The organism is Bradyrhizobium sp. ORS 278 (genome assembly GCF_000026145.1).
Classification (GTDB): Bacteria; Pseudomonadota; Alphaproteobacteria; order Rhizobiales; family Xanthobacteraceae; genus Bradyrhizobium.
Genome location: NC_009445.1, coordinates 2,211,350 through 2,234,444, shown reverse-complemented (window position 1 = coordinate 2,234,444; position 23,095 = coordinate 2,211,350). Strand labels below are relative to the sequence as shown.

Sequence of the window (23,095 nt, the reverse complement as noted above, 5' to 3'; positions counted from 1 at the left end):
ATGGCAGCAATGATCGATCAACATCAACGCCCCTATCTCGCTTCCTACTGCATGCTGCGCGTAAACGACAGCATCCTGCTGCAGAGGCGCTTCAACACAGGCTACCTGGACGGGTTATGGGCGCTACCTTCAGGACACGTCAACACCGGAGAAGACGCGATCAGCGCCGCCTCACGCGAATTGCGCGAGGAGACAGGACTTGTCGTGAAGCCCGACGCTTGGCGCTTCGTCTGCGCGATGCACCGCCAAACGGATCGCACCATCATCGATCTGTTTTTCGCCACGGACGTGTTCGCCGGCGAGCCGAAAATCCGCGAGCGTGACAAATCCGACGGTTTGGAGTTCTTTCCGCTCGATACGCTTCCTCGCGAGCTCGCTGGTTATGTCGGCGTTGCGATCCGCTGCCTTCTGGGACAAGCTCTCCCTCAAGGCTCATTCTACATGGAAGGATGGGGTTGAGCTGGAGAGGCGGAACGCGGATGCCGAGCAACGAGCTCTTGCGGTTTGCCCGCCGAGGACCGGTTTGACTGGGTCAACTGTCCGATCCATTCGGAGGCGTCTCATGGAGACGAAACGAGAGCACTGGCATGCGGCGCGACATTGGTTGGCCGCAGCGTTCGTCCTTGGACTGGGACTCACGATTCCCATGCGCCCTGGCCTCACGGCCGGACCTCCGCCGGACCGTGTCGCGGTGGTGCAGATCGGAGCCGACCACACCTGGGCGTTGGCCATTGCCCCCGACTGGACTTGGTTCGTGGCCGGCACCCAATCCGCGATCGCCGTTCGGGATCTGAAGACCGGAACCATTCTGCGCGAATTCCTGGCGGACGCTGAGGACTGGTTCACCCGCATCGCGATCTCGCATGACGGGCGCAGCGTCGTTGCACGGCTCGCGCGCGATGGCAACGAGGTCGCGACGATCGGCTGGTCTGCGCAGACGGGCGCGCGGATCGACGATACCGCTGATATCGCGGGCTCCCTCGGCCCCGGCGACTGGAGCTGGGTCGTTCACAAATGGCCGTCATCCTGGCCGCATCCTACCGGAAGGTACGAGCGGACCGATGAGAAGGCCTATCTGATCGCGCAGAAACTGGCGACGCTGGTCGATGTCGAAAAGGTCGAAGGCATCGATGCGACCGAGCGCCCGGACATCATCCAAGTCACGACCTCGGGCGAAGCCAAGGACGCGTTCGATCCGATGGATCCACTGGCGGAGCCAGCCTTTTCCTATCACGTCTATTTCATCGACATGAACCGGAAGACGATCGTGGCCGATGTCTCTGGAAAGACGCTGCGCACCTTCTGCGGGCGTCCGCACGGAGCGTTTGCATTCGACGGCCACCATCTGCTGCTCGCGCCGACCGAACTCGACGCCAGCAGCGCCAGCATCGATGCGATGCTCGTCGATCTCGACGCGGCGCCTCCGGCGGTGCGATGGGCCTCGCCGTGCAGGAACTACCAGGTGTCCGGCATCGAGTTCTCGCGCGGGCTGATCGTCGTATCGGAGACGCCGGATCAGGCGACGCTATGGGACCCCGCAACGGCGCGCCGCGTGATCCATATCGACGACATCTTCGGCAGCGACCTCCTCACCTGGTCCGACGATCGCACGACGTTTGCCGTCGGCTACGATTATCAGCGGGCGGTCGACGAGCCGCGCGCGTTCGGCGTCGAGATCATCCGCGCCAACAAACGGCAGCTGCTGGTGACGGAGGCCGAGGTCCTCGAGATTCGCCTCGGCGCCGACGGCAGCAAGGTCTTCGCCCGGACCAAGGACGGCTGGTCGGCCTGGGACAGCGCAAACGGCGCGAGGCTGTCATCCTTCAGCGTCCCCGCTGCGCCTGAGGATTCCGTCAGGGAGGCTCGCGCGGACGATCCCGCGCGGGCCCAGGTCTACGTCCGTTCTCTTCGCACGTTCGATCCCTGTCCGGATCTCCGCGCGGCGGCGTTTCTCTCCCTCAAACTCTGCGACGTCGCGTCGAAACATGCGCTCTGGCTGGCAACGGCGGGCGAGACCGCGTACGGCCGCGAATTTCTGATCATGCGCTTTGAGGATGGGCGGGTTCTCGCGTCGGACGGAGCGGACGACTTCATTAAACTCGTGAAAGAGTTCGATGCGCAGCCGTTCGCGCGTTAGCGAGCCGCTTGGTGGGCGCGACGCATGGAGGAGATCTCCTTCAAAGCAACGCGGCAGCGGTTGGTGCTGCCCGCAGCTCAAATCGAGCTTTCGCTCAACGCTCGCCGGATCGCGATCTCGACCGGCGAATAGGCCGCATCCGCTCGATCGAGACAGACCGGCTCCTTTGGATGCAGCGGCGGCTGGGCGAGAAAGCGCGGCTCCGTGCCCCGGTGCATCTGCGCCGCATGCGCCAGGAAGGGGTGGCAGAGATAGACGTCGCCGGCCTCTCCGGTCGCGAGCACCTGCGGGCGCTCGAGGTGGTCGGCGAACTGGCTTAGCTCGTCCGCGGAGCGACCGGCCTCGCCCGCCGGCGCGAGAAAGCGCGCGACGTCGAGATGCGAGGCGGTCTTGATGCGCGTCGGCGCGTCATGCTCGTCTGTGTCGGAAAACAGGAACAGCATAAGCAGCGCGCGGCCTTCGGAACGCCAATTGACGCGCCAATCGGGGAAGCCCGTCTGCCGGTCCGGGCTGCTGTCAGGGCCGGGAAAGCTCAGATCGACGTGCCAGCCGGCATCGCCGGGATCATCGGGATGCGGAAAGCGCACCGGGAAGGTGCCGAGGCCCGGACGGGGCCGCCAGCCTCCGGGACCGACCAGCTGATCAAAGGCGGCGTGGAGGCGCGGCGTGTTGACGGCCTGCTTGAACGGCTCGTCGTGATATTGGCCGAGCCGGACGACCGGGCGCGTCCATGAGGACGGATCGTCAGCGCGGCACGGCAGGTCGCGCCAGAGAATGTCACGCGCAGCCGCGGCCAGCTCGCGCGGAAACGCGCGTTCGAGCTTAACGAAGCCGTCACGGATGAACTGATCGATCTGCGCAGGCGACAGCGCAGGCGGCCGCGCCGCCGAGATAGGATTGTCGGGCATGGAGAAGCTCTCATCGCTTGGCCAAGTGAGATAGGTCCGCGCGCTGCGCGGTCACTGGCGGGGTCTGATCCTGAAACACGCGGCGGTGGGCCGCGCCATGTCGTGCGCCCGCGGAGCGGGCCGCAATCAACGGTTCAGGAAGAAGACCGATGCGATGGAGATGATGCTTTTCATACTGAGTTACTAACACGCGTGCTGATGATGATCAAGACGTCGCGGGAATTGCACGTCCGTGGCTACGGCATCAGAACAAACTTCGTATCCTGAAAATCGATCGTCCTGCCCTGGAAACGCGGCGCATGCCGCGGAGTGACGAGCCAGGCTCACGCCATCGACCTGCTGCACCAGCCGCACGGGCAACTCGTCGACAGCGTACCAGCCGGTCGATACGCCATGGACGATGACCCAGCGCTTGATCTCGTCATACTCCTCCGCCCAGAAGAGCCGGCAGCGTCGTGCGGCCGCGGTCCTGCGAAGCCAGCCCCGTCAGCTCGCGCAGCATCGCGGCAGCCCTCTCGCTCAGGCGGAAGTTGGCGGGGATGAACCGACCTTCTCGAAACCGTTGCTTGGCATTGCGCACTCCGCCTGAGATTGTTTGTCCCTATCGCCTCCCGGAGACCGAGCGTTAGTTCTGCGCACCCGTACCGACCATGGCCATTGCGGATGATCAGTAAGAGCTTTTGGCAAAACTGTCTCCACAACGTCATGCCGGGGCTCCGTCCCCGAGCATCCACGTCGTTCTCAGTATGTCGGACGACGTGGATGGCCGGGACAAGCCCGGCCACGACCGCGTGGAAGCAGCACAACACGTCGATCGCCAAATGCGATAACCCTCAATCGGAGGATGGTTTGAGCGCGCGAGCTTGCGGCACAGCGGGACGATAGCGTGATTATTCGCCGGAGGGAGGGCTCGGAAGTCGCGAACTCGTCCCTGGGCGCTGGCAAGAGCGTCAGCGTCGCTCTATCCTGCCGCCGTTGCCCGGGGAGCCATGACCGCCATGACGAGCAGCCCGACCACCCGAAAGCACGATTTGTGGTCATCCCTCCGTCGCGAGGCAGAGCTGGCCGCCGCGCGCGATCCCGTATTCGGCCGTGCCCTGTCCGCCGCCGTCCTCGATCATCCCGGTCTCGGCAGTGTCGTCGCGCAGCAGATCGGCGCTCGGCTTGGCCGTAGCGCGGCTCAGCAGGCACGGTTTGCCGCGCTCGCGCGCGAGGCGCATCTCGTGGCGCCCGGGCTCGTCGACGCGGCGCATCGCGACCTCGATGCGATTGCGGCGCATGATCCGGCCACCACGGCGCTGCTGCCGCCGCTCTTGAACTACAAGGGCTACATCGCGCTGCAGGCGTTTCGCGTCGCGCACTGGCTGTGGACCGCCGGGCGGTCTGATCTGGCCCTGCTGCTGCAGGCAGAGAGCTCGACGGCGCTGCAGGTCAGCATGCATCCCTCGGCGCGGATCGGCACGTCGGTGTTTCTCGATCACGCGACGGGCATCGTGATCGGCGCCCATAGCAGCATCGGCGACGAGGTGACGATCCTGCAGAACGTCACGATCGGGCGGCGCGATGCGCTGCCCGGCCGCGGCCCGCGCATCGGCCGCGGCGTGCTGCTGTCCTCCGGCGCGATCGTGCTGGGCGACGTCGCGATCGGCGACTTCGCCAAGATCGGCGCGGGCGCCGTCGTCACGGCCGATGTGCCCGCAGGCTGCACGGCGGTGGGAACGCCGGCGCGGCTGACAAACTGCCCGCGGCAGCCAGTGTCGACGCAGTCCGATCACGGGACCGCGTGAGGCAGCTCACAGCCGTCCACACTCCGGAGTTGCAATCGTCCGGCGTCGCATCGTCGCGACGGATGACAACAAGGAACCGGACCCATGGCCAACATCGACTACAAGCGCGGCACCTATTCGATTCCCGCCCACGCCACCCAGCAGTTCACGTTCTGGTGGGGACGTGACTCGAAGACTCCCGATGAGTTCTTTGACGTCTCGATCGCTCCGCATTTCGACAAGAACCATCGCGCGATGGAGCCGCTGCGCCAGACGGCCAGGACCGTGGTCTGGGACACGACAGCCGGCGTCGGAACCGTTCTGACCTTGACGCTGCAGAATCCCAACAACTTCCAGGTCACGTTCGAGGCCAATCACGTCCGCATCTACTAAGGCGGGCGATTCGTGACAGGCCGCGCGATGTCGGTGACCATGCACGCGGTCCGTTGCTCTCGATAGTTGCATTGTCACCGCGATCGAGCAGGCGGCGGATCACGCTGCGCTGATCCGCCCCACGCTCGTAGGACTAGTGCCCGCGATCGCCGCTTCGCGTGTTGCTATCCTCATATTCGTCGTGCAGGCGGACCCAGTCCGAGAGATTGCCGCGACCGGTCTCGTTGCGGCCCTTGGGCGTGAGATCGAGATAATGATAGGCGCCGATCAGTGGATCGCCGCCGCGGGAGCGGACCTGGAATGTGCAGAAGATGTCGCCGGCCGCGTCCCTGGTGAATACGGTGAGGCCCGGAAGCTCGTGCGAGCCACGACGCAGCGGCGCAAAATTGTAGATCGCCTGTCCCGTGGCGATCTGCTCGTCAGAGAACGAGACCTGGAAGTCGAAATTGAAGTCGCTTCCGTACGAGGACACCCAATCGAACGCCCAGCCCATCCGCGTCTTGAACGGCACGATCTCGGCGAGCGGGGCACGCGATACGGCGACCAGGCTGACGTCGTGATGGGCGAGATGCTGGTTGGCGCCGTCAATATGGTCGCACAGGAAGGAGCAACCGGGACAGCGGTGCGGATCGCCGGGCGCCATCATGAAATGGTAGACGATCAGTTGGCTACGGCCCTGAAACAGCCCGCCGAGACTGACGGACCCCTGCGGCGCCTGGAACAGATAATCCTTCTCGACCCTGAGCCAGGGCAGCGCCCGACGCTCGGCTGCCAGCGCATCACGTTGCCGCATGAAGGCCTTTTCCTTGAGGAGATGGGCGCGATGCGCCTCGGTCCATGCGTCAAGATCGACGATCCTCGGGATGGTCATGTCAGTTCCTCCTGGTTGGACGCTCGGAGGACGATCCGACAACCGCTCTTCCGACAAATGTCTCCATGATTATCTACGGCGCATTGGGTGTCGCAGGTCCGTGTAATCCGGCCGCAGCAACTCCGAGGAAAAAGCCGCCCGTGGGCGGCTGGGGTTCGCTCGTGCGATGCTGGTACGCCGCTCAGGCGCCGGCGCTCGCGGGCACGACGGAAACGCGCGGCCTCGCCTTGACGAGATGCGCCTTCCAGGCCTCGATGCCGACCGCGAGCGAGGTGATCGCCCAGAACACCGGGTATTCATAGCCGCCGGTATTCCAGGTCCAGCCAAAGCCCTTCACGACCTGCAGCGCGTAGACGGCGAACAGCAGCAGCACGGTGGCGCCGAGCGCGGCGAAGCGGGTGCAGATGCCGAGGACCAAAGCGATGCCGGCGGCGCATTCGGACGCGGCGGCAAGCACGACCCAGACCTCCGGCGGATGAAAGCCGGCCTTGGCGAAGAAGCCGGCTGTCGCCGCAGACACCGCGCCGCCGGCGAATTTCCCGGCGACGTGCGGAAACAGAAACAATCCGCAGATGATGCGAAGAATGTTCAGGCCATTCGACAAATCAAAATTGTCCGCCTTGATGCGGAAGTCGTCCTTGGTGAGCCACATCGATAGATCTCCTTTTCGTCGACGCCATGTTGACGAAAGGAGAGCCGCCGCCGTTGCGGCAAATCAAAATCGTCCTGCGTTCCACGCAGGACTGATTTGCGGGCGCGCTTAGTTCGCAGGCGTGCGCGGCAAGGTCACGGTGAACGTCGTGCCGACGCCGGCCTCCGATGTCAGCGAGATGTTGCCGTGCATGCGCCCGACCAAGGACTTCACATGCGCAAGGCCGATGCCCTCGCCGGGCTGGTCGCGCTGGCCGGCGCGCTGAAACAGCTCGAACACCCGCGCCTGGTCCTCCGGGCGGATGCCCCGGCCGTTGTCGGCGACATGGACGACCACCTCACGGCCGCGCGCCTCGCCAGAGACCGTGATGCGGCCGGGGCGGTCGGGATCGAGATATTTGACCGCATTGTCGAGCAGGTTGCCGAAGATCTGACCGACCGCGAGCGGATCCGCCACCAGCGACGGCAACGGCTCGATGGTGATGACGGCGCCCGCCGTCTCGGTCTGATGACGAATGGCATCGGCGAGCTTCCTCACCAGAGCCTCCATGTCGAGCGGCTCGGGATGCAGCGGCTGCTGGCCATGGCGCGACACTTTGAGGATGGCGGTGATCAGGCCGTCCATCTTCTGCGTCGCGGCGCGGATGAAGGACAGCGACTCGTCGAAATCGCGCTCGGCCTGCACACGCTGCGGATCGGCCTTGGGCAGCTGCCCGGCGGCGAACATCTCGTCGCGCTGGCTCTGCAGCTCCTGGGCGAAGCCCATGATGTTGACGAGCGGCGCGCGCAGATCGTGGCTCACCACATGAGCGTAGCGCTTGATCTCCTCATTGGCGACCTCCAGCCGCTCGTTGAGATCGCGCAGCCGCGCCTCAGCGGTCTTGCGCGCGGTGATATCGATCGCCGTGCCGATCAGGCGCACGCAATGACCGGCCTCGTCGAACAGGCCGCGACCCTTGGCGGCGACCCAGCGCAGCGCGCCGTCGTTCTTGCCGATGGTGCGATACTCGACGTCGTAGAGCGCCCGCTGGGCGGGATCGGCGGCGGCGGCGAAGGCGGCCGTCGTCGGCTCGCGGTCGTCCGGATGCAGGCCTTCGTAGAAGTCCGCGATCGTGACCGGCACGTCCTCGGCGACGCCGAACATCGCCCGGACGAGTGGCGGCCAGATCAGCACGCCGGTCGCGGGATCGTAGTCCCAGAAGCCGATCTCGGCGACCTGGGTCGCCAGCCGCAGCCGCTCCTCGGTCTCGCGCAGCGCCGCCTCGGCGGCGTGACGCGCGTTGACGTCGAGCAGAACGCCGGGGAAGCGCACCGGCTTGCCGTCGCGCAATTCGACGCGGCCGTTGGCCTCGATCCAGTGATAGCGGCCATCGCGACGGCGGACGCGATATTGGTGCGCGTAGTCGCCGCCGCGCGTCAGGGCGTCCTGAATGGCGGCGGCGAGCCCGGCCTGATCGTCCGGGTGCACGGTCATCGTGACCTGCTCGAGGCTCAGGCCTTCGCGCCCGAGCGCGGGATCGAGACCGAAATTGACCGCAAAATTCTCGTCGATGGTGAAGCGGTTGGCGGGGATGTCCCAGACCCAGGTGCCGATGATGGCGCCCGCCGCCAGCGCGAGCTGGATGCGCTCCGCATCGGCACGCGCCTGCGTCTCGCTGTCGCGCAGCGCCTGCTCGGCCTGGACCTGCGCCGACACTTCGGTGTTCACGCCGAACCAACGGCGGATCCGGCCCGAGGCGTCGCGCATCGGCTGGATCCGGGTGAGGAATGGGCGGAAGACTCCGTCGGCGCCGCGCAGCGGAAACGTCATCTCGAACGGCTCGCCGGTGGCGATCGAGGCCTGCCAGCGCTGCATCACGGAGGGAAGCTGCGCGGGGTCGTGCACCGACTGCCAGCCCCAGCCTTCCATCTGCGTCGGCGTGCTGCCGCAGTATTCGTGCCAGCGGCGATTGTACCAGACGATGTAGCCGTCGCCATTGGCGATCCAGCACAGCGTGGGAATGCCGTCCGCGAGCAGCCGGAAATCATGATCCTCGAGGCGGCCCGCGGCGAGGTCCGCAAGCGCGTAATCGACAGAGGTCTGATTGCGCCAGAAGGTCCGCCCGAACTCACGACTGATCATCCATCCCCCTGGCCGGCAGCGACATTGCCGCCTCATCGCGCACCATCGCGGACAGGCGGGAGCGGACGCATCGACGTAACGGCCGCGTGAGGGCAAAGTTCCCGCCAGAGGAACACAATTTTTCGCCCATGGCCGCCGAGTCACCTATGCTCGCGCGGTTAGGACGTGACGCTGGGGCTGCGCGCCCTGCTTCGCGGCTGAATCATTGGTTTGGATCACAAAGGTTCGCTTCGCATGGATACCCCGCTGTGGCGCTGGTCGGCCACGCAACTCGCATCCGCCATCCGCAACAAAGAGGTCACGAGTCGCGAGGCCGTGACGGCCTGTCTCGACCGCATCGGCGCGGTCAATCCCGAGTTCAACGCCGTGGTCTCGGTGCAGGCGGAGGAGGCGCTCGCGGCGGCCGACCTCGCTGACCGCATGGTGGCCGCGGGGACCACGCTGGGGCCGCTGCACGGCGTGCCGGTGACGACCAAGATCAATGTCGACCAGAAGGGCCTGCCGACCACCAACGGCGTCGTCGCCTTCAAGGACAACATCGCCGCGGACGACGCGCCGGTCGTCGCCAATCTGCGCAAGGCGGGCGCCGTGATCATCGGCCGCACCAACACGCCGGCATTCTCGATGCGCTGGTTCACCGACAACGAGCTGCACGGCCGCACGCTCAACCCGTGGCGGCCCGGCCGCACGCCGGGCGGCTCCAGCGGCGGCGCGGCGGTCGCAGCGGCGACCGGCATGTGCGCGATCGCACATGGCAATGACGGCGGCGGCTCGATCCGCTATCCGGCCTATTGCACCGGCACCGTGGGCCTGCGCCCATCCTTCGGCCGCGTGCCGGCATTCAACGGCACCGCGCCGTCCGAGCGGCAATTGTCGCTGCAGCTGATCTCGGTGCAGGGCGCGATCACGCGCAACGTCGAAGACGCAAGGCTGGCGCTGGCCGCGATGGCCGCGCCCGATCCGCGCGATCCCTGGCACGTCGCGATGCCGCTCGAGGGCCCGCGCATCGATCATCCCGGCGTCGCCGCCTGCCTCGATCCCGCGGGCGTCGGCATGGCGCCGGAGGTCGAGGCGGCCGTGCGCAAGGCCGCGGCGATCCTGCACCGCGCAGGCTATGAGGTGACGTGGCGCGATCCGCCGGATGTCGCCGCCGCTGCGCAGGCCTGGAATGATTTCGCACAAGGCGAGGCGCGCGTGACGCTGGCTTCGCAAGTGGAGCAGCATGGCGACGCGCTGGCGCGGCGCGCCTTCGCGCTGATGATGAACCGCACGCCTGAGCTCGACGTCACCGGACTGATCAAGGCGTCTTCGGCGCGCGCGACCTATCTGCGGCGCTGGCAGCTGTTCATGCAGGAGCACCCGCTGGTACTCTGCCCCGTGGCGATGGAGACGGCGCTGCCCTATGGCGTCGATCTCGACAGCGACGCCAGCGTCGACCGGCTGTATCGCTCGCACGTCTTCCTGTTCGCGACCGCGTATCTCGGGCTGCCGTCGATCAGCGTGCCGACGGGCGTGCACGAGGGCATTCCGATCGGCGTTCAAATCGTGGGACCGCGCTTCCGCGAGGATCTCGTGCTGGATGCGGCCGCTGCGGTCGAGCATGCCGCCGCCGAGGCGGCGCCGACGCTATCGTAAGCGTCCGGCATCACGTCAGCACATGAGAGGGCCGCGCGGGTTCAGGAGCTGCGCGCGCGGCTCCATTCGCTCTCCATTTTTGCCGCATCGATCGCCGCCGCCAGCTCGTCGATCCGGTAAGGCTTTGACAGGATGCGGACGCCCGCTTCCCTGGCGGCGTGAACCGCAGCTCCCGAATAGCCGCTGGTGAGCAGGATCGGCATGTCGACCCGCCGCCGCTGGATCTCGCGCGCGAGCTCGACCCCGTTCATGCCCCCGGGCATCATGACATCGGAGAAGACGAGATCGACCGGACGTCCGTCGGCGAGCGCGCCGAGCGCCGCGGCGGCGCTCGAGGCGCGGGTCACGTCATAACCGAGCTGGCGCAGCATCTCGCTGACCAGCGCCGCAACCTCGTCGTCATCCTCGACCAGAAGAACGCGCCCCTCGTCGTGAAGGCGCGATCTCGGTCGCTGCAGATCGAGGAGGTGCGGCTGGACGCCCGAGGCGGCATGCTCCGACCGCGGCAGGTAGAGCGAAATCGCGGAGCCGCGCCCGAGCTCGGACTCGATGCAGACGGAGCCGCGGGACTGCTTCGCGAAGCCGTACACCTGGGCCAGACCGAGACCCGAGCCCTTGCCAATGTCCTTGGTCGTGAAGAACGGCTCGAACACGCGTGCCCGGACCTCCTCCGTCATGCCGGTCCCGGAGTCGATCACCGACAGCCGGACGTAGTCGCCTGCGACCTCATCGTCCCGCCAATTCGGCAGGTTCTCGCCGTGCACCACGATGGTGCCGCCGGTCGGCATCGCATCCCGCGCGTTGACCGCGAGGTTGAGCACGACAAGCTCGAGCTCACCGGGATCGACCTCGACCGGCCAGAGGTCCTCCGGAAACTCGAACTGCACGTGCACATCGCCGCGCAGGCTGCGATCGAGCAGCTCGCGCATGCCGCCGATCTGGCGGGCGATGTCGACCGGCTCGGGCTTCAGCTCCTGCCGGCGGGAAAAGGCGAGCAGCTGGCGGGTCAGGCTGGCGCCACGCTGCGCCGCCTGGATCATGCCGTCCATCAGGCGGCGGCGGCGCGCCGGATCGGCCTGGCGGTCCAGCATGTCGAGCCCGCCCGAGATCACCATCAGCAGATTGTTGAAATCATGCGCGACGCCGCCGGTCAGCCGGCCGATGGCCTCGATCTTCTGGGCCTGACGCAAGGTCTCCTCGACGCGCGCGCGCTCGGCCATCTCCAGGCGGAGGTGTTCGTTGGACTCGGCGAGCGCGCGGGTGCGCTCCACCACCAGTCGCTCGAGCTCCTGCGCGGCCTGTTCACGTGCGTGAATCAGTGCGCGGATTTCATACTGGCGACGCCTGGCCCGCATCGCCGATTGCACCGCGCTCAGGAGCGTGATCGGCTGGATCGGCCGTTCCAGCAGCGACACGTTGCGCAGCGCGCGCACCAGGCTGCGGCGCCAGGCGACGACCGCGGGTTGGTCCCGATGGCTTGTCAGCACGATGAACGGGAGATCGGACCACGCGGGCTGCCGCTCGACCCACTCGGTGAGCGGCGCCGTGTCTCTCGCGAACAGCCCCTCCTCCGCCACCACGACCACGCTGACGCCCGCGCTCAACTCATGGACGAGCTCGGTAAGGGCGGAGCAGATCTGCGTATCGATCCTCGCGCTCCGTAGCAGCTCCGCGGAGGCCGGACCATCGCGCCCGATCGGCGCGAAGAGGAGAACGCGCTGATCCTGCTCAGTGCTCATCTCGCTTGTCCACATCGGGGATCACGGCGCCGGAGAAGCGCGGATTGCCAAGGAAGATTCCGCTGAAATCGGTCAGCGGCGGACCGAGGGTGATTCCCTTGGCGCTCAAGCGAAACTCCCGGATCGTATGCTCGTGATAGCCGCTGCGCTTCTTGACCACGGACAGAGCGCGGCGCACGGTCCCGGCAACCTCGAAGTAGCGCAGCATCAGCACCGCGTCGCTGAGATAGCTGATGTCCAGCGGCGTCTCCATCGGCCCGACCAAACCGTTTTGGGCAAGGACGAGGACGGTCAGGACGCCCTGCTGGCCGAGATAGCTCAAGAGCTCGTGCATCTGCAGAATTAAGAAGCGCTCGTCCGGCATCGCATTGAGATAGCCGTTGAGGCTGTCGATGATCATGACGCGGGCATGGTCGCCTTCGACGCTGCGCCGGACGATGGCGCCGAACTCGCCGGGCGACAGCTCGGCCGGATCGATCTGCTGGAAGCGGATCAAGCCGGAGTCGAGGTACCGCTCGAGCGGCAGGCCGAGCGTCCGCGCGCGCGCCTCGACGGTGCCGCGCCCCTCATCGAAGGCAAAGAACACGGCATGCTCGCCACGTTCGGCCGCGGCGATCGCGTAGCTCAGCGCGACCGATGATTTGCCGACGCCGGCCGCGCCGATCAGCAATGCGTTGGTGCCGCGTTCGAGCCCGCCGCCGAGCAGCTGATCGAGCTCTGCATTGCCGCTCGACGTGTATTCGCCCAGGAACGAGCGGTGATGCTCGGAGGCGACGAGCCGCGGAAAGATCCGCAACCCGCCCTCGGTGATGGTGAAATCGTGGAAGCCGCCGCGAAACGAAATACCGCGCATCTTGATCACGCGCAGGCGGCGGCGCTCCGCGCCATATTCGATGGCAAGCTGCTCCAGCATCACGACGCCATGTGCCACGGAATGCAGTTGCAGGTCATCCTGCGAGGACGAGAGATCATCGAGCAGGATGACCGTGCAGTTGCGCTTGGCGAAAAAATGCTTCAAGGCGAGCACCTGGCGGCGGTAGCGCAGCGGGCTCTGCGCGAGCAACCTGAGCTCGGACAGGCTGTCGATCACGACGCGTGCGGGATCGATGCGCTCGACCTCCTTGAACATCAGGCCGGTGGTTTCGCTGAGCTCGACCTCCGCCGGATGAAACACGGTGAGCTCCCGCTCCGGATCGAGCGTCGTCTCCGGCGGCACCAATTCGAACACGTCGACGCCGTCGAGCGACCAGCTGTGCCGCTCGGCGACGACCTCGAGCTCCCGCTTGGTTTCGGACAGCGTGATGTAGAGCGCCCGCTCGCCGAGACTCTTGCCCTTCAAGAGAAACTGCAGCGCGATCGTCGTCTTGCCGGTCCCGGGCCGCCCCTCGTAAAGATAGAGCCGATTGGCATCGAGCCCGCCGCCGAGAATATCGTCGAGGCCGTCGCTTCCGGTGGAAATGCGGGAGAGATCCTCGCGCTCGCGAGTGCCGCCAGCAAGCTCCTCCGTCATGCAAAGCTCCGTGGTGAAATGACGAGATGGCAATGGTTGCCACGCGGGCGGACCGTCGGACCCACCAGCACCGCGGCAATCCAACAAGGAACACGATTCAACCCAGTCGGGTTCCCGCGGAACCCGACTGACTTGCTGCCGTGATGAAGAAGCCTCAGATGCTCGCGCCCGCGAGCATGGCGGCGTCAGGTCGACCGTCCGACCGTGTCGGCCATCGTGGCCCCGCGGGTTCCGAGCGGCCGCTCCCCGCCCATCGTCGTATCGCGCAAGGTCTGATGCTCCAGTTCCGCATCGAGCTCGGCGCCGATAAGGATGACGATGGCCGAGATCCAGATCCAGGTCATGAAGCCGACGGCCGCGCCGAGCGAACCGTAGGTCGCGTTGAAACTGCCGAAGTTGGCCGCATACCAGGAGAACAGCGCCGACCCGCCGAGCCAGAGCGCCGCCGCCAGCGCGCTGCCCCAGCTGATCCAGCGCCATTTCGGCTCCTCGCGATCCGGGCCATAGCGGTAGATCAGCGCGAGACCGAGCGAGACACAGATGAAGATCGCGGGCCAGCGGCCGATGCGCAACAGCAGATCGGCCGCATCCGACAGGCCGACATACTGCAAGATCACCGGCACCACGACGATGGCCGCGATGGCGAGCAGTGCGAACAGGATGGCGCCGCCGGTGAACAGCAGCGAGATCGCGTTCAGCTTGATGAAGCCGCGTCGCTCGGGCTCGCGATAGACGACATTCAGCGTATCGAACAGCGACTTCATCGCCGCGTTCGCGCTCCACAGTGAGATCGCGAGGCTGACCAGAAAGGTGACGCCAAGCGCCTGGCTGCCTTTGGCCGACACCCGCGTGAGCTGGTCGCGTGCGATGTCGATCGCGCCTCCGGGCATCAGGCCCTGCAATTGCTCGAGATGGCCGGTGATCTTGGCGGGATCGGAGAACAATCCATAGATCGCGACCATCGCGGCGAGCGCCGGGAAGATCGCCAGCAGCGTGTAGAACGTCATGCCCGCGGCGAGCGCGACGATCCTGTGATCGCCGACGTTCTCGTAGACGCGATACAGAACATCCTTCCAGCCCTTCGCAGGAATCTCCGACGGCGAGTCGGCGAGACGGCCGCGGCCGCGGCCGTCGTCGGAAACGTGGCGCTGCTGAGGGTCGGTGTGCTCGGGGCGCTGGTCGAGATATTGGATCAGGAACGCAAGCCAGAGCAGCGCGAGCATGCCGCCCGTTCCCGGCCCCCGCATGCGGCGCGAGGCGAGCAGGCCAGTGGTGTCCAGAGACTCCTCATTCGATTTCCTCGATCGACCGAACATCGCGAGCATCCCTCATTTTCGGATGAAGCAACCGGAGGACTCTGCGAATGTTCCGGGTCCGACCTCAGCCGGTCAGAGACGCACCACAGCCAGCATCGCGACGAACGAACGCATCGGCGTTGCGCCGGCACGACAGTTAATGTTGCGGACGAGGAACGTGCCCGTGCAGCCTCGCGTTGCAACGGCACCTTCCATCGCAAGGATAAACTTATGCGCCGCCTGCTCTTTGCTTCGCTGTCCATCACCGCCGTCCTGACAGCCTTTGCCGCGACCTCGCCTGCTTCCGCTGCGCAGGACCGGTTCTGCCTGCAGGGCAGAGGCTGGGGCTATCCCGGCAATTGTCAGTTCTCCACCTATCAGCAGTGTCTCGCCACCGCCTCCGGGACTGGCGCCGGCTGCGGCATCAACCCGGCCTATGCCTTTGCACGCCAGCGCGGCTACTATCCCCGCTACTGACGTCCCTTGTTCGACGCGCCCGGACGCTGCCGCGATCGATTCGATGCAGCCATGACATGAGGATGGCGGTGGTGTTGATCCCGCCGCCCCGGACCCCAGAACCGCGCAGGCGATTGCAAGTCACGGGGCTTCGCCGTGATCCCCTCCGTTGAGACACGCCCAAGCCACGTGCTGCATCGCCGCGCAACTCTCTCCTCCGCCGCCGCTTGGCGCGCGGAACATTGCGCGTCGCCGTCGCTTATACGGCCACGGATTTCGTATCGGAGGAGGAAACCATGGACGGACTGATTTATCTGGTGGGCTTGATCGTTGTGGTCATGGCCATCCTGTCGTTCTTCGGCCTGCGCTGAGGACGCCCATGGCGATGGAAACTACGCCGGTCGCCACGTCGCCCATCGGGCGCGTGACCACCGAAAGCTGGACGCTGCAATGGACGCCGGTCATTGCAGGCGCCCTCACCGCCGCGGCCGTCTCCTCGATCCTCATCAGTTTCGCGATGGCGGTCGGGCTCGGCGTCAGCTCGACGGCGCCGACCTGGCGCGATGCGTCAGTGGCGCTCTGGCTGCTGTCGGGGCTCTATCTCGTGCTGCAGGCGCTCGTCAGCTTCGGCTGCGGCGGCTATGTCGCGGGAAGGGTCCGTGCGCCCTACGGGCCCGCCGAGAGTGACGAGACGGAGAAGCGCGACGGTCTGCATGGCATCGCCGCCTGGGCGCTTGCGGTCGTGCTCGGTACCGTGTTGGCGGCCATGGTGGCGTCCGCGGCCACGCATCCGAATGCGACCGGCACCCCGCCGGCCGCCAACGAGCCGTCGGTCCTGAGCTACGAGCTCGATCATCTGTTCCGCGCCGCACGGCGTGCGCCCAGCCCAGAGCTGGCGCCGGCGCGCAGCGAGGCGGGACGCATCCTGTTGACGGCATCGAGCCATAGCGGCGTCAGCACCGACGATCGCAACTATCTGGTGCAGCTCGTCAATGCCACGACGGGGTTGACCGGTCCCGACGCCGAGCGCCGGGTCGACACCACCATCGCCAACGCCAAGACGGCGCTGTCGCGAAGCCGCGCGAGCACGACCATCCTCGCCTTCTCGGTAGCGACCGCACTCCTGCTCGGGGCGGTCGCTGCCTGGATGGGCGCCGAGAGCGGGGGCCGCCATCGCGACGGCAAGCCGGTGTCGGGCTGGATGCTGCATGCCAACCGCTTCAGCCGGCGGCGTGACATGTGGCGACGCCCGGTGTCGATGCCGGAATAGGATGTCGAGACACAACACCACGGCCCGGTCGGCGACCGGGCCGTTTGCTGTTGGGATGGCGGCATTGGCCCTCAAGCGGCCCACTCAAGCGAGATCGCGCCTCATCAGACACGCGTCCGCGCCATAACTCGTCAGCTTGCCGTCATCGGGCTCCGCAGCGATTGAAAATCCCTGCTTGCGCCAGAACGGCGCGGAGCCGTTGACCGCGACCAGCGACAATGACGGCAGCCCCAGCTCACGCGCGTGCGCGGTCAGCGCGGTCACAATGCTGGCTGCAGCGCCGCTGCCGCGCGCATCCGGGAGCAAAGCAAGATCGTGAATGTAAAAAGTGGCCGCGACTGAGGGGATGCCGCCGATTAGGACATTCAGGGCCGGCGGTGCGCCGAGATGCCAGGGATGACTGATGACGTAGCCTAATACGGTGGCGGCCGCGAGCACACGGCAACCCTCGCCGTGAAGCTGCAGCCGCTCAGCAAACACCGCCATGTCTTCGGGATAGCCAGGGTGGACGCGGGCGGCGATCGCATCGACCGCGGCGAGATCGTCGGAGCTCATCGCGCGCCAGCCGAGCGGTCCGTTCTTGCCGCGCAGATGGCTCATCTTGTGACGGACAGTCCGGCTGCGGGCAGCTGCCTCACTTGGCGAATTCACTTGGCGAATTCACTTGGCGAATTCACTTGGTGAGCTCACTTGGCGAACTCACTTGGCGAGCGCCAGCCAGCGTTCGCTGGCGGACACCGCCGCCGGCCACAATGTCTCCGTGGGCTTCCCGCGGTGCAGCGCCTTGCCGACCTCGCAGATCGACAAGAAGGCCGAGGAGCGCGCCTCCTCGGTTTCGAACGGCTGCTCGGCGCTCGGGCTGCGCACCAGCCCCATCAAGCCGTTCAGCATCTGCAGCGCAGCATCAGGTGCCGCGGCCTGCGCCGATCGCAACGCCGCCACCACCTGCTCAGCCTTCTCCGTCTCCGTCACCGCAGCCTCTCGTTCGTGCGACCCACGGCAAAGTTAGCAAGACGGATCTCACTGTGCAACGCGGGCCGCGACAGCCGTGCTGAGGAGCGCGGCAGAGCCGCGCTCCCCGTTACACCGGCTGATGGTCCGACGTAGGGGACACGACGGCGCACAACGGGAACAATAGGAACGATCCACCCCGCCAATGTTGAACTCCATTGTGAGTGGGAAGGGGCCGCCGGCGATCCGGCGGCTGATGAGGACGACGCCGGATGCAGGCAGGGTTTGCGTTTACGAAGCTGGCCGACCGCCTGACCAGCCTGATCGAGCTGTCCACCGACGATCTTGAGCTCCTGTCGCGGATGCCCAGCTCCATTCGCAGCTTCGTTCCGCATGAGGAGGTCTGGCGCAAGGACGATCAACCCTCAGCCTGCTGCCTGCTTCTGCAGGGCTATCTCTGCTGGAAGGATACCGAGGCCGGCGCCGGCCAGATCACCGCGATCTACGTTCCAGGCGATGTGCCCGATCTCTTCACGACCATCGTGCCGCGGGTGAACGCGCAGCTTTGCGCGCTCAGTCCGGCCGTGGCGGCGTTCGTGCCGCACGGCTTCTTCCGCGAGGCTCGCGCACACTCCGCACGGCTGGCCCAGGCGCTGTCTCTGCTGATGCTGGCCGATGCGGCCGCGCTGCGGACGTGGCTCACCAGTCTCGGCAGCCGGGACTCGCTGAGCCGGGTGGCGCATCTGATCTGCGAGATCACGATGCGGCTGCGGGCCGTCGGGCTCGGGCGAGACCTGCGCTTCGCGTCGCCATTCACGCAGTCCGACCTCGCGGCGATCTGCGGCATCTCGCCGGTGCACGCGAACCGGACCATCCAGGACCTCCGCCGCCGAGCCCTGCTGCACTGGCATTCGCGCACGATCACCGTCACGGATTGGGACGGGCTGACCCGGCTGGCCGGCTTCCGGCCGGACTATCTGATGCTGCGCCAGCCGCCGGCCCTGGATCTCCAAACCCCCGCCCAGCAGGACGCGCGTTCTCCGCTCGAATCTTCCGCACCGGGCTGATCGCAGCGACACGTTCCCGAAGACATTGTGCAAGCTCCGCGACGACCCCGGACCAGTCTCCGGGATGACGCTGGTGAAACAACCGCGCTCGCGGATACCAATAGGTCCGTTGCCCCGCGGCAGGCCAGCGCCAGTCGCATGCGGCATGCAGCATGATCCACGTCTCGCATCCGAGCGCACCCGCCAGATGCGCCACCATCGTGTCCACCGTGATGACAAGATCAAGCGCACGCAGCGTGCCGGCGAGCACCTCGATGTCGGGGCTACTGACATCGTGCGCGCCGACCTCAGCGACCTCTGTTGCGTCGAGATCGGGCTGCAAGGAATATGCAACCACGCCGGGGCTCACGAGCGTTCGAACAAGGCTGGCCGGCAGCTCGCGCCGCCTGTCCCAATTTCCGACACGCCATACCAGGCCGACGGACAGCCCCGCATGCCTGGTGAGCGACACTGGAGGCCCCACCGCCGCAAGATACGGACCTCGCATGCGGACGTCGTCCGTGTCCGCCCGGAGCGCATGCGCAAGCTCCATGATCTCGATATCGACATCGAAGTCGACATCCGGCGCACTCTCGTGCAAGGGAAGCACGCGCCCGACGCCCGGCATCCGTCCGATCAGGCCGCACAGCGGCGGCTGGCACCAGACGATGACCTCGCGTGCGACCCGCGAAAGCGCAGGCAGGAAACGGGCGAACTGAATCGTATCGCCGAGGCCGTGATAGCAACGCACCAGAACGGTCCGGCCGGCGAGCTCCTCGCCGCGCCAGATCCTCTGCAGGTGACGCGGCCCCTCGTGCTTCGCGGGGCCGCTCATGCGCAGTGTGGCCAGATCACGATCAGCGATCGTCCAGGCTCGGGCAAACTGCTGCGCCCGCATCGCGGCGACCCAATCGTTCTCGATCGGACTATGACCCTGCGGCTCGCTCACCCGTGGCGACGGACGAACTTGTGGAACCGGCTGATCTTCCCGTCCTTGGTGCGATCCTGATGAAGAAATGCAAGCTCGGATTCGTCAAACTTGCGGAAGAACTCGTCCCAGCCGATCTCATCCAGAGCCTTCTCCTTGGGCCCGAAGTCGATGCGCAGAATGCCTGCATGACCGTCCTCTTCCGTCGCTGCCACGGTTGACGGACGACCGTCGCGCTCCTCGGCCCATTTGCGGATTTTCTTATGGTCGGTGGTGGTTGCGCTCTCGCTCATGGCGGACCTCCTCATAGAACTTACGAGGCTGACGCCTCGCTGCTCATCAAACGCCAGAGCGTGCAAATCGTTCGTGGATCAAAAGCGCCGCGGATGCTTCGAGCTTCTTCATCATTGAAGAACATCGTTCCTGAGCGATGCGTGCGGTTTCTAATGTAGATCAGCTTTTCCGCTGTTTTTGCCGCTAATCACCGCCACACGGCGGACGAAGGCCGCGCCAACAGGAACGAACATACCTTGGGCACGTTCGCCGACGTACTTAGGTTTCATTCGCGTGACGTCATCACGCCGCCACCGGAGGACGACACCCGATGCACTCCCGTGTTCAAGACAGACGCCGCGTCCGTGTCGGTGTCGTCGGGGTCGGCAACTGCGCCAGCTCCTTGATCCAGGGCCTCAGCTACTATCGTCATGCGACATCCAACGAGCCTGTTCCCGGGCTGATGAATGCGGAAGTCGGCGGCTATCACATCAGCGACGTCGAGATTGCCTCGGCGTTCGATGTCCACGCCGGCAAAGTCGGCCGCGATGTCGCCGACGCGATCTGGGCACGACCCAACAACACGTTCCGCTTTGCGCCCGTGGACGAGACCGGCGTCACTGTCGCACGCGGTCCCGTGCTCGACGGCATCGGACGCTACCTCGAGGACGACGTCCCGGTTGCGGATGCGCCCGAAGCCGACGTCACCGATGTGCTGAAGCGCTCGCGCACGGACATCGTCGTGTCCTATCTGCCGGTCGGCGCACAGCAGGCGACAGAGTTCTATGCCGCGCGCGCCCTCGAGGCCGGATGCGGCTTCGTCAACTGCATTCCCGTCTTCATCGCCTCCGATCCGTCCTGGCGCGAGCGCTTCGAGCAGGCCGGCCTGCCCATTGTCGGCGACGATATCAAGAGCCAGGTGGGCGCCACCATCGTTCACCGCATGCTCGCCAACCTGTTCCGCGAGCGGGGTGTCCGGCTCGACCGCACCTATCAGCTCAATGTCGGCGGCAACACCGATTTCAAGAACATGCTTGAGCGCGAGCGGCTCAGCTCCAAGAAGATCTCGAAGACGCAGGCTGTGACCAGCCAGTTCGAGGTGCCGCTGGACGCCGACAATGTCCATGTCGGCCCGAGCGACCACGTGCCCTGGCTGACCGACCGCAAGCTCGCCTACATCCGCCTCGAGGGCACGACGTTCGGCGGCGTGCCGCTGAGTGCCGAGTTGAAGCTGGAGGTGTGGGATTCGCCGAACTCCGCGGGCGTCGTGATCGACGCCGTCCGCTGCGCCAAGCTGGCCATGGATCGCGGCATCGGCGGCGCGCTCACCGGCCCGTCCAGCTATTTCATGAAGTCGCCGCCCCTGCAGTTCACCGACGAGGAGGCGAGACGCAGGACACGCGCCTTCATCGACGATGTACCTCTCGACGACGCGGCTGAAGGCTGATCATGACGACAACCATTCATCTGATCCGGCACGGGCATCATCCTCTGCTCGGCCGTATTCTCTGCGGTCGGATGCCTGGGGTCGAGCTGGACGATCAGGGTTGCCGCGAGGTCGAGATCTGCGCCTCGCTGATTGATCCAAACCCCTCGCTGATCCAGTCGAGCCCGCAGCTGCGCGCACTGCAGACCGCCGATATCATCGCCCGCCATTGCCGTCTGCCTGTCGAGATTGCGCCGGCGCTGGACGAGCTTGACGCCGGCGACTGGACCGGCCGCGGCTTCGCCGAGCTCGAGGCCGATCCGGTCTGGCAGCGATGGAATGAGAAGCGCGGATCGAGCATGCCGCCGAATGGCGAGAGCATGGCGGCCGTGCAACAGCGGATCGTGTCTCACATCGACCAACTTTGCCGCGCGCGCAGCGGTGAATGCATCGTGCTCGTCAGCCATGCCGAGCCGATTCGCGCCACCATCATGCATGTCGCGCGGATCGCGCTCGATGACTTCCATTCGGTCGAGGTCGCCCCAGCCAGCATCAGCACGCTGGTCGCGGACTCCACGGGCATCAAGCTTGAGCAAGCCAACCAGAAGGCGCCGGCGTGAAGATCGTCATTTTCGGCCTGACCATCTCGTCATCCTGGGGCAATGGTCACGCCACGTTGTGGCGCGGGCTGTGCAAGAACCTGATCCGCGCCGGACATCGCGTGGTGTTCTTCGAGCGCGACGTGCCCTATTACGCTGATCATCGCGACATGGCGGAGCTTACCGGCGGCCGCCTGGTGCTCTACCGGTCATGGCAGGATTGTGAGGCGATCGCCGGCGCCGAGATTCGCGACGCGGATGCTGCCGTCCTGACCTCCTATTGTCCGGACGGACATGAGGTCACGGCACTCATCCTCGATCAGGCACGCGGACTGAAGGTGTTCTACGATCTCGACACGCCGGTCACACTGGAGCGTCTGAGGGCTGGAGATACCCTGTCCTATATCGGTCCGCGCGGCCTTTCCGATTTCGACCTCGTGCTCAGCTTCACCGGCGGGCCGCGGCTCGTCGAGGAGTATCGCAACCGGCTCGGCGCCCGCGAGATCGCGCCGCTCTACGGCCATGTCGATCCCGACGTGCACCGGCCGGTCGCGCCACAGCCGCATTACCGGGCTGCGCTGTCCTATCTCGGAACATATTCGGCCGATCGCCAGGCCGCAGTCGAGGAATTGTTCGTGGATCCAGCGCGCGCGCGCGGCGACCTGCGCTTCCTGATCGGCGGCGCCCAATATCCGCAGGATTTTCCCTGGTCGTCCAACATCTATTTCGTCCGCCACCTGCCGCCCGCCGAGCACGCCGCGTTCTTCGCATCGTCGCGGCTGACGCTCAACGTGACGCGCCGCGCGATGGCCGAGATGGGCTGGTGCCCGTCGGGACGGTTGTTCGAGGCAGCCGCGTGCGGCGTCCCGCTGCTCAGCGACAGCTGGGAGGGCATCGAGCAATTCTTCACACCGGATGCGGAGATCATCCTGGCAGGCCGTGCGCAGGACACGCTCGATGCGCTCGCGCGTGACGAGAGCGAGCTGGCGCGCCTCGCAGCCCGCGCCCAGCAACGCACGCTCGACGAACACAGCTCGCAGAAGCGCGCGAGCGAGATGATCAGCCTGTTCGAGCGGACAGTCCGGCGCGAACCGACATTCACGACACAGGAGGCCTGAC

The 23,095-nt window shown here is 66.1% G+C and carries 23 protein-coding genes; 13 read left to right on the top strand and 10 right to left on the bottom strand.

All coding sequences use genetic code 11. The features are described from left to right. Positions 1-9 precede the first annotated feature (9 nt). Positions 10-459, top strand: coding sequence for an NUDIX domain-containing protein (locus BRADO_RS09865; RefSeq protein ID WP_011925175.1), 450 nt, complete (start codon positions 10-12; stop codon positions 457-459). Further along, on the top strand, positions 383-2,137 hold the full coding sequence (locus BRADO_RS09860; protein WP_157872539.1) for a hypothetical protein: 1,755 nt from the start codon (positions 383-385) through the stop codon (positions 2,135-2,137). The genes BRADO_RS09865 and BRADO_RS09860 overlap by 77 nt, the downstream gene beginning before the upstream one ends. A gap of 77 nt (positions 2,138-2,214) precedes the next feature. Here the strand turns inward: BRADO_RS09860 and BRADO_RS09855 are convergent, their stop codons facing one another. Further along, complete coding sequence (locus BRADO_RS09855) at positions 2,215-3,045, bottom strand: hypothetical protein (protein ID WP_011925173.1); 831 nt, start codon at positions 3,043-3,045, stop codon at positions 2,215-2,217. 998 nt (positions 3,046-4,043) lie between these two features. Here BRADO_RS09855 and BRADO_RS09850 point away from each other — a divergent pair. After that, positions 4,044-4,832 (top strand): serine acetyltransferase, encoded by a 789-nt coding sequence (locus BRADO_RS09850; protein ID WP_041757401.1) that lies wholly within the window; start codon positions 4,044-4,046, stop codon positions 4,830-4,832. Positions 4,833-4,916: 84 nt separating this feature from the next. Further along, the gene (locus tag BRADO_RS09845; protein ID WP_011925170.1) at positions 4,917-5,204 is read left to right on the top strand and encodes a hypothetical protein; all 288 of its coding nucleotides are present in this window, start codon (positions 4,917-4,919) and stop codon (positions 5,202-5,204) included. 133 nt (positions 5,205-5,337) lie between these two features. Here BRADO_RS09845 and BRADO_RS09840 read toward each other — a convergent pair whose 3' ends face one another. The 3 genes from BRADO_RS09840 to BRADO_RS09830 all read right to left on the bottom strand — a co-directional run bounded on the left by BRADO_RS09840 (position 5,338) and on the right by BRADO_RS09830 (position 8,848). Then, positions 5,338-6,075 (bottom strand): thioredoxin family protein, encoded by a 738-nt coding sequence (locus tag BRADO_RS09840; protein WP_011925169.1) that lies wholly within the window; start codon positions 6,073-6,075, stop codon positions 5,338-5,340. A gap of 181 nt (positions 6,076-6,256) precedes the next feature. After that, the gene (locus BRADO_RS09835) at positions 6,257-6,727 is read right to left on the bottom strand and encodes a DoxX family protein (protein WP_011925168.1); all 471 of its coding nucleotides are present in this window, start codon (positions 6,725-6,727) and stop codon (positions 6,257-6,259) included. A gap of 108 nt (positions 6,728-6,835) precedes the next feature. Beyond that, the gene (locus BRADO_RS09830) at positions 6,836-8,848 is read right to left on the bottom strand and encodes a PAS domain-containing protein (RefSeq protein ID WP_011925167.1); all 2,013 of its coding nucleotides are present in this window, start codon (positions 8,846-8,848) and stop codon (positions 6,836-6,838) included. A gap of 234 nt (positions 8,849-9,082) precedes the next feature. Here BRADO_RS09830 and BRADO_RS09825 point away from each other — a divergent pair, with 234 nt between their 5' ends. Continuing rightward, positions 9,083-10,483, top strand: coding sequence for an amidase (locus BRADO_RS09825; RefSeq protein ID WP_041756306.1), 1,401 nt, complete (start codon positions 9,083-9,085; stop codon positions 10,481-10,483). A gap of 41 nt (positions 10,484-10,524) precedes the next feature. Here the strand turns inward: BRADO_RS09825 and BRADO_RS09820 are convergent, their stop codons facing one another. The 3 genes from BRADO_RS09820 to BRADO_RS09810 form a co-directional block, all read right to left on the bottom strand. Continuing rightward, complete coding sequence (locus tag BRADO_RS09820; protein WP_011925165.1) at positions 10,525-12,222, bottom strand: response regulator; 1,698 nt, start codon at positions 12,220-12,222, stop codon at positions 10,525-10,527. Further along, the gene (locus tag BRADO_RS09815; protein ID WP_011925164.1) at positions 12,212-13,732 is read right to left on the bottom strand and encodes an ATPase domain-containing protein; all 1,521 of its coding nucleotides are present in this window, start codon (positions 13,730-13,732) and stop codon (positions 12,212-12,214) included. Before BRADO_RS09815 ends, BRADO_RS09820 begins: the two co-directional genes overlap by 11 nt. 185 nt (positions 13,733-13,917) lie before the next feature. Further along, positions 13,918-14,979, bottom strand: coding sequence for a YihY/virulence factor BrkB family protein (locus BRADO_RS09810; RefSeq protein ID WP_011925163.1), 1,062 nt, complete (start codon positions 14,977-14,979; stop codon positions 13,918-13,920). Positions 14,980-15,258: 279 nt separating this feature from the next. Here BRADO_RS09810 and BRADO_RS09805 point away from each other — a divergent pair, with 279 nt between their 5' ends. From BRADO_RS09805 to BRADO_RS09800, 3 genes are all read left to right on the top strand, one after another. Beyond that, a complete protein-coding gene (locus BRADO_RS09805) occupies positions 15,259-15,504 on the top strand; it encodes a DUF3551 domain-containing protein (protein ID WP_011925162.1) in 246 nt (81 codons plus the stop codon). A gap of 221 nt (positions 15,505-15,725) precedes the next feature. After that, complete coding sequence (locus BRADO_RS35870; RefSeq protein ID WP_011925161.1) at positions 15,726-15,854, top strand: hypothetical protein; 129 nt, start codon at positions 15,726-15,728, stop codon at positions 15,852-15,854. 8 nt (positions 15,855-15,862) lie between these two features. Next, on the top strand, positions 15,863-16,753 hold the full coding sequence (locus BRADO_RS09800; RefSeq protein ID WP_041756305.1) for a hypothetical protein: 891 nt from the start codon (positions 15,863-15,865) through the stop codon (positions 16,751-16,753). 84 nt (positions 16,754-16,837) lie between these two features. Here the strand turns inward: BRADO_RS09800 and BRADO_RS09795 are convergent, their stop codons facing one another. Both BRADO_RS09795 and BRADO_RS09790 read right to left on the bottom strand, forming a co-directional pair. Next, positions 16,838-17,353 (bottom strand): GNAT family N-acetyltransferase, encoded by a 516-nt coding sequence (locus BRADO_RS09795; RefSeq protein WP_011925159.1) that lies wholly within the window; start codon positions 17,351-17,353, stop codon positions 16,838-16,840. 99 nt (positions 17,354-17,452) lie between these two features. Next, complete coding sequence (locus BRADO_RS09790) at positions 17,453-17,725, bottom strand: hypothetical protein (RefSeq protein ID WP_011925158.1); 273 nt, start codon at positions 17,723-17,725, stop codon at positions 17,453-17,455. Positions 17,726-17,976: 251 nt separating this feature from the next. Between BRADO_RS09790 and BRADO_RS09785 the strand changes: the two genes are divergently transcribed. Next, entirely contained in the window at positions 17,977-18,771 is a 795-nt protein-coding gene (locus BRADO_RS09785) for a Crp/Fnr family transcriptional regulator (RefSeq protein WP_011925157.1), read from the top strand. Positions 18,772-18,916: 145 nt separating this feature from the next. Then, on the top strand, positions 18,917-19,759 hold the full coding sequence (locus BRADO_RS34935) for a hypothetical protein (RefSeq protein WP_157872538.1): 843 nt from the start codon (positions 18,917-18,919) through the stop codon (positions 19,757-19,759). Here the strand turns inward: BRADO_RS34935 and BRADO_RS09780 are convergent. Continuing rightward, positions 19,696-19,971, bottom strand: a complete 276-nt coding sequence (locus BRADO_RS09780) for a hypothetical protein (protein WP_011925155.1) — start codon at positions 19,969-19,971, stop codon at positions 19,696-19,698. The genes BRADO_RS34935 and BRADO_RS09780 overlap by 64 nt on opposite strands. Before the next feature lie 311 nt (positions 19,972-20,282). On the opposite strand from BRADO_RS09780, the gene BRADO_RS09775 reads away from it, so the two are divergent. Genes BRADO_RS09775 through BRADO_RS09765 form a run of 3 tightly spaced genes read left to right on the top strand, consistent with a single transcriptional unit; the run spans position 20,283 to position 23,094 of the window. Further along, positions 20,283-21,398 (top strand): inositol-3-phosphate synthase, encoded by a 1,116-nt coding sequence (locus BRADO_RS09775; protein ID WP_011925154.1) that lies wholly within the window; start codon positions 20,283-20,285, stop codon positions 21,396-21,398. A gap of 2 nt (positions 21,399-21,400) precedes the next feature. Further along, entirely contained in the window at positions 21,401-21,997 is a 597-nt protein-coding gene (locus BRADO_RS09770) for a histidine phosphatase family protein (RefSeq protein ID WP_041756304.1), read from the top strand. Beyond that, positions 21,994-23,094: a glycosyltransferase gene (locus BRADO_RS09765; protein ID WP_011925152.1), complete on the top strand. Its 1,101-nt coding sequence runs from the start codon at positions 21,994-21,996 to the stop codon at positions 23,092-23,094. Before BRADO_RS09770 ends, BRADO_RS09765 begins: the two co-directional genes overlap by 4 nt. The last annotated feature ends 1 nt before the right edge of the window (position 23,095 follow it).

What these genes read in the sequence shown, in the direction of transcription:
- BRADO_RS09785 (WP_011925157.1), top strand. Translation starts at nt 17,977, where the DNA reads ATGCAGGCAGGGTTTGCGTTTACGAAGCTGGCCGACCGCCTGACCAGC.
- BRADO_RS09865 (WP_011925175.1), top strand. Translation starts at nt 10, where the DNA reads ATGATCGATCAACATCAACGCCCCTATCTCGCTTCCTACTGCATGCTG.
- BRADO_RS09800 (WP_041756305.1), top strand. Translation starts at nt 15,863, where the DNA reads ATGGCGATGGAAACTACGCCGGTCGCCACGTCGCCCATCGGGCGCGTG.
- BRADO_RS09840 (WP_011925169.1), bottom strand. Translation starts at nt 6,075, where the DNA reads ATGACCATCCCGAGGATCGTCGATCTTGACGCATGGACCGAGGCGCAT.
- BRADO_RS09860 (WP_157872539.1), top strand. Translation starts at nt 383, where the DNA reads ATGTCGGCGTTGCGATCCGCTGCCTTCTGGGACAAGCTCTCCCTCAAG.
- BRADO_RS09845 (WP_011925170.1), top strand. Translation starts at nt 4,917, where the DNA reads ATGGCCAACATCGACTACAAGCGCGGCACCTATTCGATTCCCGCCCAC.
- BRADO_RS09820 (WP_011925165.1), bottom strand. Translation starts at nt 12,222, where the DNA reads ATGAGCACTGAGCAGGATCAGCGCGTTCTCCTCTTCGCGCCGATCGGG.
- BRADO_RS09775 (WP_011925154.1), top strand. Translation starts at nt 20,283, where the DNA reads ATGCACTCCCGTGTTCAAGACAGACGCCGCGTCCGTGTCGGTGTCGTC.
- BRADO_RS09815 (WP_011925164.1), bottom strand. Translation starts at nt 13,732, where the DNA reads ATGACGGAGGAGCTTGCTGGCGGCACTCGCGAGCGCGAGGATCTCTCC.
- BRADO_RS09850 (WP_041757401.1), top strand. Translation starts at nt 4,044, where the DNA reads ATGACGAGCAGCCCGACCACCCGAAAGCACGATTTGTGGTCATCCCTC.
- BRADO_RS09805 (WP_011925162.1), top strand. Translation starts at nt 15,259, where the DNA reads ATGCGCCGCCTGCTCTTTGCTTCGCTGTCCATCACCGCCGTCCTGACA.
- BRADO_RS34935 (WP_157872538.1), top strand. Translation starts at nt 18,917, where the DNA reads ATGCAGCATGATCCACGTCTCGCATCCGAGCGCACCCGCCAGATGCGC.
- BRADO_RS09835 (WP_011925168.1), bottom strand. Translation starts at nt 6,727, where the DNA reads ATGTGGCTCACCAAGGACGACTTCCGCATCAAGGCGGACAATTTTGAT.
- BRADO_RS09810 (WP_011925163.1), bottom strand. Translation starts at nt 14,979, where the DNA reads ATGCGGGGGCCGGGAACGGGCGGCATGCTCGCGCTGCTCTGGCTTGCG.
- BRADO_RS09780 (WP_011925155.1), bottom strand. Translation starts at nt 19,971, where the DNA reads ATGAGCGAGAGCGCAACCACCACCGACCATAAGAAAATCCGCAAATGG.
- BRADO_RS09855 (WP_011925173.1), bottom strand. Translation starts at nt 3,045, where the DNA reads ATGCCCGACAATCCTATCTCGGCGGCGCGGCCGCCTGCGCTGTCGCCT.
- BRADO_RS09830 (WP_011925167.1), bottom strand. Translation starts at nt 8,848, where the DNA reads ATGATCAGTCGTGAGTTCGGGCGGACCTTCTGGCGCAATCAGACCTCT.
- BRADO_RS09770 (WP_041756304.1), top strand. Translation starts at nt 21,401, where the DNA reads ATGACGACAACCATTCATCTGATCCGGCACGGGCATCATCCTCTGCTC.
- BRADO_RS09825 (WP_041756306.1), top strand. Translation starts at nt 9,083, where the DNA reads ATGGATACCCCGCTGTGGCGCTGGTCGGCCACGCAACTCGCATCCGCC.
- BRADO_RS09795 (WP_011925159.1), bottom strand. Translation starts at nt 17,353, where the DNA reads ATGAGCCATCTGCGCGGCAAGAACGGACCGCTCGGCTGGCGCGCGATG.